Source organism: Fodinibius sp., from assembly GCF_041642155.1.
GTDB lineage: Bacteria > Bacteroidota > Rhodothermia > Balneolales > Balneolaceae > Fodinibius.
In genome coordinates, this window is record NZ_JBEPWZ010000086.1 from 1 (window position 1) to 10733 (window position 10733).

The following is a 10733-nucleotide window of genomic DNA, read 5'->3' on the forward strand; positions in this document are numbered from 1 at the left end:
AATGGGTCATGATGGCGGTGAATGTCGCCGCACTGTTGATTTTCGGCTATTCCTTTTATTTCGATATTACCGAACTCAGTCAAACCGTTTTTCTGATTATAATAGCTATTTTCGGTATCAATGTGGGACTCATTTTCTATCAAAAGAAGCAGCTCAAAGAGCTTGTTGAATACCTGACATGGAAAAAAGAGCGCGAAAAATAGATATTCAGCTGTCAATTAGAAACTTTTGCCTCTGCATATTATATGTCTGACCGATATCGGCTGCCGGCGCTCTACCAGGACAATGAGGGTGGCTGCATGGTGATCGCACATCGCGGCGCAAGCGCCTATTATCCCGAAAATACGATGGCTTCTTTCAAGGGAGCCGTAGAGCTGGGAGCAGAGATGATCGAGCTGGACGTGCTGTTGAGCAGGGATGGCGTACCGGTGGTTTTTCACGATGCGAAACTTGAAGGGCACAGCAGCGGAAAGGGGTTGCTTTCCCGTTACACGCTTCGGCAGCTCAAAAAACTGGATGCCGGGGCCTGGTTTGATAAGGGTTTTGCAGGTGTTCAGATCCCAACGCTGGAAGAAGTGCTGGCGTTTGCCGCCGGTACCATCGCGCTCAATATAGAAATAAAGACAGAGGCCGTCAGGGACCAGCGTTCCGGGGGTATAGTGGAAAAATGCCTGCAGCTGGTGAAGGAGTACGGGATGGGCCGGCACGTTCTGTTTTCCAGCTTTGATTATCGGGCCGTGACGCACTTGAAAACGCTGGATCCGCACATGCCCGTTGCGCTGTTATACAACCGGGCCGCCTCAAAAAACAGGTTGCCCGGCGAGCTCGTGAAACAGTATAAAGCCGATGCCTGTAATATGAGTTATCGCCAGTTCAACGCCAAAAGAAGGAGGGATCTTAACAGCAGAGGAATTCCCCATTTCATTTACACCGTAGATCACCCGAATCGGATGCGTAAGCTGCTGGACGCCGGGGTTACCGGTATTTTTACGAACAAACCGGATCTGCTTAAGGTGGTAATCAACCAGTGGAAAAAGCAGCAGTGAATGGATGTCGTGCGGTCGGACGGGTTTTTTCTAAAAAAAATGCATTAGGGTTTGAATGATGAGCGGAAACCTTCTATTTTTTACTTTCCCTAATTAACCAATGCTTTCATGTCCACAAAATACATCTTTGTAACCGGAGGGGTTACGTCTTCACTTGGTAAAGGAATCATCTGTGCGTCGTTGGGGCGCCTTTTAGTGGCGCGGGGACTCCGTGTCACGGTACAAAAACTGGATCCCTATATTAATGTGGATCCGGGCACCATGAACCCCTACGAACACGGAGAGGTTTTTGTAACCGAAGACGGGGCGGAAACCGATCTGGACCTGGGCCACTACGAGCGCTTCCTGGATATCAAAACCTCCCAGGAAAATAATGTCACGACGGGGCGCATTTATAATGATGTGATCTCCAAAGAGCGCCAGGGAGCCTATCTGGGTAAAACGGTGCAGGTGATCCCGCACATCACCGATGAGATCAAGTCGCATATCGTCGCCCTTGGTGAGTCGGACGGTTATGATGTGGTCATCGTCGAAATAGGCGGTACGGTGGGTGATATCGAAAGCCTGCCTTATATCGAGGCCGTCCGACAGTTCCGGTATGACGTGGGCCGTGAGAATACCCTGTCTATCCATCTGACGCTGGTGCCTTACCTCTCGGCAGCCCGTGAACTTAAAACCAAGCCTACCCAGCACTCGGTTAAGACGCTCTCCGAAAGCGGACTGCAGCCCGATATTATTGTGGCGCGTTCCGAACATGAGCTGGATGAATCCATCCGCAAAAAGATCTCACAGTTTTGTAATGTGGAAGTAGCGGATGTTATCGCCTCCCTCGATGCCGAGAGTATTTACCAGGTACCCCTGCTGATGCAGGGAGAAGGCCTCGATGAACGGGTCATTAAAAAACTAAAGCTGGATGCCGGGGTCCCCGACCTGGAGCGCTGGATAGGATTTGTGGAGGCCGTGCGAAATCCTTCCACCGAAATTAATATTGCACTGGTTGGCAAATATGTTGAGCATCACGACGCCTATAAATCGATTGTTGAAGCCTTCATTCATGCCGGGGCCGTTAACGGCTGTGCAGTCAATATCCGATGGATACAATCAGATCATCTGACGAAGGATAATGTTAAGGACAAGCTGAGGGATATTTCGGGTATTTTGGTGGCGCCCGGTTTTGGGGGACGTGGTATTGATGGCAAACTGTCGGCGATCACCTATGCACGGACGAACAATATTCCATTTTTCGGCATCTGTCTGGGAATGCAGTGTGCCGTTATTGAATACGCCCGGAATGTATGCGGGTGGCCCGAAGCGAATAGCACTGAATTCGATGAGCATACGGAACACCCGATTATCGACCTGATGCCCGATCAAAAGAATATTGAAGACAAGGGCGGCACTATGCGCCTGGGCCTGTATGATTGCAAACTTAAAAAAGGAACAAAAGCCTATGCGGCTTATGGAGAAGAATTGATCCATGAACGCCACCGGCATCGGTATGAGGTGAATAACAACCTGCGTTATAAGCTGGTGGAAGAAAAGATGATCCTTTCCGGCTTTAATCCCGAACGTGATCTTGTTGAGATTATTGAACTCAAAGATCATCCCTGGTTTTTGGGGGTACAGTTCCACCCGGAGTTGTGTTCAACCGTCAATAATCCCCAGCCTCTTTTCGTGGATTTTGTAAAAGCCAGCCTGGAGCACGCCCGGGAGCACGATCTCAATATTCCGGTGGATGGCGAGCGCATAGTGGTCAGTGAAACGTAATGAATGTCCCTGAATCCGTTTTCGGTCATCAGCTGCGTCTTCGGGTCGCCGGGGTAATGATAGTGCAGGAAGCCATCCTGCTGGTAAAGTTGCAATCTCCGGTAACCGGCAAAACCGTATGGACGCCGCCCGGCGGCGGGGTCGATTTCGGGGAGTCAATGGTTGATGCTCTCAAGCGCGAGTTCCGGGAAGAAACACAGACCGAGATAGACGTTCACCGGCTTCTGCACCTTCACGAGCTGATTGATGACCCGTACCATGCAGTAGAGTGCTATTTCGAAGTGAGTAAAATTACAGGAAAGCCATCGGCTGGACGTGATCCTGAACTGGCAGACCGTGACCAGCTGATTGAAGACGTGGCGTGGATCGCGGTCGATGAACTGGATAACCTGCCTTTTGTGCCCCGCGACTTGTTGTTTAAACTAAAGCAGTGGCGGGACCGGTCGTCTTTTGATATTTTCTCGCCATGAATATATTATACATTCACAGAGTTCTTTGTAAAACCGCTCTTTTTCCCACCCGCTGCCTTTGCGCGATTTCAAAGTCCTCAAGTATTGTCTTATATATATACTGCGATTTGAAATGGCTCAGGCTTTGGAATGGAACAACCCTCTTGGTTTTTTAAAGGCCTCTTTCAAGCATTTATACACTGCATATATTCTCCGCCGTTGTTATAATCTTTGTGCTCAATCCGTTAACTCTTTTTAATGAACAGAGGGCTTTGCAAAACAACGGTTTTGCAAAAGATTCTGGCAGTGTCGCAGGAAGACCGTGTTTTTTCAAAGTCAAGATCAAGGGCCCGGGGAGGGTGGAAGAGCAGGCGAGTACGCCTGTTTGTGGTAAAGTAGTTGTTATATACTCTGAAACGGCTGGACCTGTGTTTTGAAGACGGATAGCAAATGGAATACGTTACCTGGATTGAGGAATGCTTTATGTCTATATGCCAGCTGGTTTTGGCGGTAAGAAATGCGTTGAAAAAACCGGTGTATATGAGGTGGCTCATTGGTTAAATAATAGTTATTATAAGAGCGAAGTTATTCTTCAGGTTATATCGCCGAAACCGCCGAGAGTGTATGGCGTCCCGAACAGAAAGATTGTGATAGGTGGGATGCCGTGCGTAGACACACAGAATAAATAATAAAGCAATGTTCGGTTGAAGAAATTGTGAATCACCGTTTTGATCCCAGTACATAAGTAAACTGTCAGGTATTCCTCATAGATATAAATACCTATAACACCATAAACATCGTTTGACTCCTATGCAACAGACGTTATATTCTGCTCTTATCCTATCTCTGGCACTAAGCTTCTCAGCTTCTGCACAACAGGCACAACCCACTGAGGCGATTGAATTAAAGGAGGTTCCTACTTCTCCGATGATGCTGCCCTATAACAACCCCTTCGGGGATGAGCAAGTGGAAGAAGAAAAGGCTGCAACCGACCGTTCTTCTTTTTCAGGCTCTATGGAAAACAGCGGGGATTTTGGGAAGGATACGATGCAGCGTATCGCTGAAATATACCGGATACATGTGCAGGCAATCGAAGCGCAGATGAACGAAAATCCCCTGCAGGCCGAAAAGCATATTACCGACGCGTTGAACAAACTGCAGGAGTTACTGGACACCTATCCCGAGTTGCAAACGGAGCAGCGGTTTAGTGAGTTATACCGCTCCATCATGACGGAATACCGCAAATTTTATGGGATTACAGAATCGGAAATGCAGACAGAGGGTGAAATTTTTGCAATACGGGAGGAACTTTTTTCTGATGATGATGAATGGATAAAGGACAGTTACAGTGTGCCGGAAAATCTCCCTGCGCCCTCAACCAGCGTGCCTCTTGTGCAAAATGAGAAGGTCAATCGCTCCCTGATGTATTTTTCTCTGAAACGCCCCGAAGTGATGGAAAAATGGTTGAAGCGCTCGGAAAAGTATTTCCCGATGATGAAGGAAATTTTTGAAGAGGAGGACGTACCCACGGAGCTTATTCACTTGTCAATGGTTGAAAGCGGACTGAACCCGCGGGCTCAAAGCTGGGCTTCCGCTGTAGGGATGTGGCAATTCATCCGGGGCACGGGTTCAATGTACGGACTTGACGTAAATTTTTGGAAAGATGAGCGGCGCGATCCGGAGAAGGCCACCCGTGCGGCCGCGCGCCACCTCAGGGATTTATACGAGGTATGGGGCGACTGGCACCTGGCACTGGCCGGCTATAATATCAGTCCCCGCGGACTGAAGTATGCCATTCGCCGGGGCGGGGGAGAAAAAAACTACTGGGAAGCCTGGCCTCACCTGCCGAGTGAAACCAGGAATTACGTCCCCAGCTATATTGCCGCCACCATGATCGGCAAGGAGCCGGAATCGTTCGGATTTGACAAAAAATATGATGAGGATCCTTACAGCTACGATGTGTATCAGGTGGCTCCGTTGATGTCGTTGGAGTCGCTGGCAGAAGCCGCCGGTATTACCCTGGAAGAGTTAAAGGAATACAACCCGGAACTTCTGCGTTGGGCAACGCCTCCCGGCGGGAAATATCCGCTTAAGCTGCCGGCAGGCTTGAAAGATACTTTTGCAGAAAATTATGAAGATATACCTAAAGACGAGCGCGGATCGAATGTTGCAATGCATACCGTGAGCAGCGGCGAATCGTTGGGTATTATCGCCCGTAAGTATGGCACCTCTGTTCAGGCTCTTTATGAGACCAATGAGGGGCTGTCCAGCACCATCCACCCGGGACAAAAGGTCGTGGTTCCTATTCCCGGCGGCAGCGCGACCGAAAGCCCCGACGAAATAGCATCCGGTCGTCCGGCCGATAAAAACAAGGCTTCTCAGTCTTCCGCCTCCGAGCCCTCGTCGAAGCGTTCGTCCGAACATACCGAACCTCAGGCAGCAGAAAAGCCCAGCGGACCTGTGATCACCTACGAGGTCAGAAAAGGCGATACCATTGGTCATATCGCCGAATGGTTTGACGTAACGGCTTCCAAAATAAGAACGTGGAATAACCTGACCGCTTATATACGCCCCGGCGACCGGCTGGAGATATACGTGGATGAATCCAAGAAGTCTTACTATCAAAAAATAAGCCAGATGCCTTTTGACGAAAAGCAGGAAATTGAGCTCAAGCAGCGACGCAATGAGGATCTCACCCTGGCTTCCCTTACGGGTGCCGATGGCGAATATACCGTCCAGCCGAACGACACCCTTATTGATATAGCCAACAAGCACGGTGTTTCAGTGAGTAAACTCAGAGAATTGAATGGCTTAAGCGGTTCACGAATTCAGGTGGGTGAAACATTGATAATAAGTAGTTCCGAATAAGTAACGGGCTTGTGACATAGTGTGAGCCCGTATTTCTCACAAGGATTTAGGGTATATTGGCGTACCCTTGTGATACAGATAAACGTATATCGATTTTTGAGGCCAAAAAATGTGTAACATACTTCGAAGGTTGTCCATCAGCGGCGTTGAAGATAACAATAGCGTGCCGTGCGCGCGCGGGTATTTCTTCGCTGCTATTTTTCCTTCAGCCTTGCTGAAGTACAAATTTCTTGGTGTGAAATCCGGGTTAGTTGCCTGAAATTTAGATTTTTGACAGAGTGGCAAAAGCAGATTTACATATCCATACACGGGCCTCGGACGGACATATGAGTCCCGCCGACGTGGTTCAGCAGGCGATAAAACACAAGCTTGAGATCATTGCCATTACCGATCATGATACGTTAAAAGGCTATCGAAAAGCACAGGAAGCAGCTGCAAAAACAGAAGAGATCCGGTTGCTTCCCGGCATAGAAATAACGGCAGATTTTAATGGCCGCGAATGCCATCTGCTGGCATACTGTTTTGATCCCGATCATCCCTCCATCCGACAACTTACCCGAGACCACTACCAGTCGCGCTTGAAAAGAGCTCGATGGATTATCGGCCAGCTTTCCCGGAAAGGGTTCGATATTGATATTGAAGAAGTGAAGGCAGAAGCCTTTGGAGGCAATATCGGCCGTCCTCATATTGCCGAAGTCCTTTTGGACAAGGGATATGTGGGGTCCTTCAAGGAAGCGTTTATCCGATACCTCAGCGACCAGAAACTGGGACCCATCTACAATGAATATTATACGCACCACCAGGTTATCGACACGATCAAGGAAGCGGGGGGCGCGGTGATTATTGCCCACCCGGGCAAGCTGTATACGAACAGGGAACTGCAGCAACTGGTGGAAGCCGGCGTAGATGGGATTGAAACGATCCATCCCAGCCACAACTATAAAACCCAGAAACGGATTGAAAAATTTGCAGACCGTCACAGGCTGCTGATAACCGGTGGCAGTGATTTTCATGGCGGTGCCAAAAAATATCAGAAATATTTTGGGATCGTGACTATAAATACAAAGTATGTGTACCGCCTGTTAAGGCTGACAAACAAGCGAAAAGAAATGACCGTCTAATATTGATTATGAACCATCGAGAATTGAAAGGAAATATTGAGAATCCGGATAGCACCATAGGCATTGTCGTGGCAAGGTGGAATTCATTTATTACCGATGAGTTGCTCGCGGGGGCCCTGGAGGTTTTACGCCAAAAGGGGATGGAGGATGAACAGATTGTGGTAGTTCGCTGCCCGGGAGCTTATGAAATTCCTTTTATCGCCAGGCAATTGTTGCCTAAGGTCGATGGTGTGATTACTTTAGGGGCCGTCATCCGGGGAGATACTCCTCATTTCCATTATGTATGCGATGCTGCAAACAGAGGAATTACGGAATTGAATATTCAGGGCAATAAACCGGTTGTTTTTGGTGTTTTGACTACAGATAATATAGAACAGGCTCAGCAGCGGGCTGGAATCATGGAAAGCGGAAAGGGAAATAAAGGAGCCGAGGCAGCCTTGGCCCTGTTGGAAATGATCGATCTGAACCATCAGATCGGTCAATTATAATGTTATAAAGCTTGAAATAACGTGGATAAAACTCTAATATTAACGGCTTAGCTAATTACCAATTTTACGCTTTTGAAACCAATTTCGCTTACAAATACGGAACAGAAAGATAGTGACAAGCAGCTGCAGGCCCGGCTTATCGAGCAGGGACAGCTCCCCGAACATATTGCTATTATCATGGATGGCAATGGCCGGTGGGCAAAAAGCCGGGGTAACCTGAGATCGTTCGGGCACAAAGCCGGGGTGGATTCGGTTCGTGATATTACGGAAGCCTGTGCCCAGATGGGAGTCAAGTATCTGACGCTCTACGCCTTCTCGACCGAAAACTGGCGCCGCCCTAAAATGGAAGTGAATGCGTTGATGCGGCTGCTGGCCAGCTCCCTGCGAAAAGAGGCTGATAACCTCAATGAAAATGATATCCGGCTGGAGACGATTGGCCAGATTGATCGATTCCCCGACAAATGCCAGCGAGAGCTTAAAGAGGTTATTGAGCTGACGAAGAATAATAATCGCCTTAATTTATGCCTGGCTCTTAGCTATTCCGGCCGCTGGGATATTAAAGAAGCCGTTAAAAGGCTGGCCCACCGGGTAAAAAGCGGTGATATCGATCCCGAAGATATCAACGACGAAATGATAAGCTGTCATTTATCCACGGCCGACATCCCGGATCCGGATCTGATCATCCGAACAAGCGGGGAATATCGGCTCAGTAACTTTTTATTGTGGCAGCTGGCCTATTCCGAACTATATATCACTGAAACCTACTGGCCCGACTTCCGCCGGAAGGAACTCTACAAAGCTATCCACTCTTTCCAGGACCGTGAACGCAGATTTGGCAAACTTTCAAAAGCCGAACAAAAGAAACAGGCGAATTTGCACGTTCAAGAGCTGACTACCTGACTTTTCATATACCTATATATTTTATTCTATATAAACGTACGCTCAATATTCAAGAAATTACACACGTGAAGAATTTATTACTCACACTTTTTCTGCTTTGTTTTATTTCTTTTCCTGCGGTCGCCCAAGATACTTCTCCTGATAATACGCCCATTCAAATTGAAAATCCCATGAATGCTACCCCCGAGCAGTACGAGATTCTGGGGATTGAAGTCGAAGGATTAACAACTTCCCGGGAAGAATTTGTCATCAGTACCAGCGGTCTGCAGGTAGGAACTCAGATAACGATACCCGGGGAGGCCATAGGTCAGGCGATCAGAAGCCTTCATCAGACGGGCCTCTTTACGGATATTGAGATTGTGGAAACCGGTCGGGAAGCCGGCGGTATCCATCTGAAAATAAGCGTGCAGGAGCGACCCCGTCTCGAAACATTTCAAATTGAAGGGGTAAAACGGTCGGAGCGAAGCGATCTTGAGGAGGAAATAACCCTTATACCGGGGTATGCGGTCACCGAATCCTCCATTGCCCAGGCGGTAAATACCATTAAGCGGTACTATGAGCAGGAGGGACACTGGGATACGGAAGTAAACGTCCGCCAAACGAAAACAGATACGGTGCGAAACCGGGTTACGGTCATTTTTGATATCAATGCCGGTGATCGCCTGGAAGTCAAGGATATTTCGTTCGAAGGGAATGAACTATTCGATGACAGGACGCTTCAGAAGTCACTGGGGACGATTAAAGAGGACAAGTGGTGGAAGTTTTTTTCCAAGAAACTGTATAAAGAGGAAGAGTTCGAAGAGGCAAAGAATAATTTGGGACAGTTCTATCGCGATAACGGTTTTCTCGATTTTCGGATAACCGGGGACAGCGTGTATACCTTTCCCTATACCCAGCACCGGCTCTACGTGTTGGAAACACCGGCCCGGGGAGTAAAGGTTAATATTTCAGTCCATGAAGGTCCCCAGTACAAAGTCCGGGACATTAACTGGGAGGGCAATACGGTGTATACGGACGAAGAGCTCACCCAGACGCTCGGCTTTGAAAAGGGCGAAGTATTCAACGAGTCAAAGTTTCAAAGACGCCTGGAGATCAACCAGCAAGGTCCCGATGTAACCAGTCTTTACCAGGATATCGGCTACCTGTTTTTCCAGGCGGAACCTGAAATCGACATCGTGGCCGAGGATTCGGTCGACCTGAATATAAACCTCGTGGAAAACGAGATCGCCTATGTCGAGGAAGTGTCGTTCGAGGGCAATACCAAGACGCATGATGATGTCATCCGTCGCAACCTGAGAACGGTGCCCGGGCAGAAATACAGCCGCCAGGCCATTATCCGAACCATCCGTGAACTGGGACAAATAGGGTATTTTCAGCAGCAATCCATTGAGCCGAACCTGAATCCGGATCCGGAAAATCAGACGGTTGATATTAATTATTCGCTGGATGAGTCTCAGAGTACCGATAACTTTGAATTTTCCGGCGGGTTTGGCGGACGGGGTATCGGACTGATACTCTCGGCGAAAGTAAACTTTAACAATTTTTCCATTCAGCGTGCGGTGAAAGGCGAGGGATGGAGACCTATTCCCTCGGGCGACGGCCAGAAGCTTTCGCTCGGCGTGCAGGTAACAGGAAGTGGTTATCAAAGCTACAGTACCAGTTTCCAGGAGCCCTGGCTGTCAGGCCGACCGCTTTCGCTGGGGGTCAATATGAGTTATGATCTTATTAAATACCGGGGCAGCGATCAGCGCAACGAGCTGTTTTCGAGCAGCGTGTCGCTGGGACGGCGCCTGGACTGGCCGGATGATTACTTCTCACATCAAAGCGTGCTTTCCTATCAGCTTTACGACGTGGCCGGGGGCGCTTCTTTTCTGCCGGAAGGGGCTTCCAACATCCTGAGTATCCAGCAGATTCTGGAACGTAACTCCACGGATAATCAGATCTCGCCCACAACCGGTTCGAAACTGCGGCTGTCCGGCGAGATAGCTCCGCCCATGCCTACGTTTGCCCAATATTACAAGTTTAAGTCAAGCTACCAGAACCACACGACGATTGTCGGAGACCTGGTTCTCACAAACTCCATTGAATATGGCT

9 protein-coding genes are annotated in these 10733 nt (G+C 48.7%); all 9 read left to right on the top strand.

Features of this window, described 5'->3' with window-relative positions:
* Positions 1–203, top strand: a 203-nt coding sequence (locus ACESLU_RS07050; protein ID WP_372637094.1) for a hypothetical protein, incomplete at its 5' end; no start/stop codon positions are given.
* Between the two features lie 42 nt (positions 204–245).
* Positions 246–1046, top strand: a complete 801-nt coding sequence (locus tag ACESLU_RS07055) for a glycerophosphodiester phosphodiesterase (protein WP_372637097.1) — start codon at positions 246–248, stop codon at positions 1044–1046.
* 108 nt (positions 1047–1154) lie between these two features.
* Positions 1155–2813: a CTP synthase gene (locus ACESLU_RS07060; protein ID WP_372637100.1), complete on the top strand. Its 1659-nt coding sequence runs from the start codon at positions 1155–1157 to the stop codon at positions 2811–2813.
* Entirely contained in the window at positions 2813–3283 is a 471-nt protein-coding gene (locus ACESLU_RS07065) for an NUDIX domain-containing protein (RefSeq protein ID WP_372637103.1), read from the top strand. Before ACESLU_RS07060 ends, ACESLU_RS07065 begins: the two co-directional genes overlap by 1 nt.
* A gap of 789 nt (positions 3284–4072) precedes the next feature.
* Positions 4073–6130: a LysM peptidoglycan-binding domain-containing protein gene (locus tag ACESLU_RS07070; protein WP_372637106.1), complete on the top strand. Its 2058-nt coding sequence runs from the start codon at positions 4073–4075 to the stop codon at positions 6128–6130.
* Between the two features lie 278 nt (positions 6131–6408).
* Positions 6409–7251 carry a PHP domain-containing protein gene (locus ACESLU_RS07075; RefSeq protein ID WP_372637108.1) on the top strand — a complete coding sequence of 281 codons (843 nt, stop codon included), beginning with the start codon at positions 6409–6411 and terminating at the stop codon, positions 7249–7251.
* Positions 7252–7259: 8 nt separating this feature from the next.
* Positions 7260–7739 carry a 6,7-dimethyl-8-ribityllumazine synthase gene (ribH, locus tag ACESLU_RS07080; protein ID WP_372637110.1) on the top strand — a complete coding sequence of 160 codons (480 nt, stop codon included), beginning with the start codon at positions 7260–7262 and terminating at the stop codon, positions 7737–7739.
* Between the two features lie 72 nt (positions 7740–7811).
* Entirely contained in the window at positions 7812–8639 is an 828-nt protein-coding gene (locus ACESLU_RS07085; RefSeq protein ID WP_372637113.1) for an isoprenyl transferase, read from the top strand.
* Positions 8640–8704: 65 nt separating this feature from the next.
* Positions 8705–10733, top strand: a 2029-nt coding sequence (gene bamA, locus ACESLU_RS07090) for an outer membrane protein assembly factor BamA (protein WP_372637117.1), incomplete at its 3' end; no start/stop codon positions are given.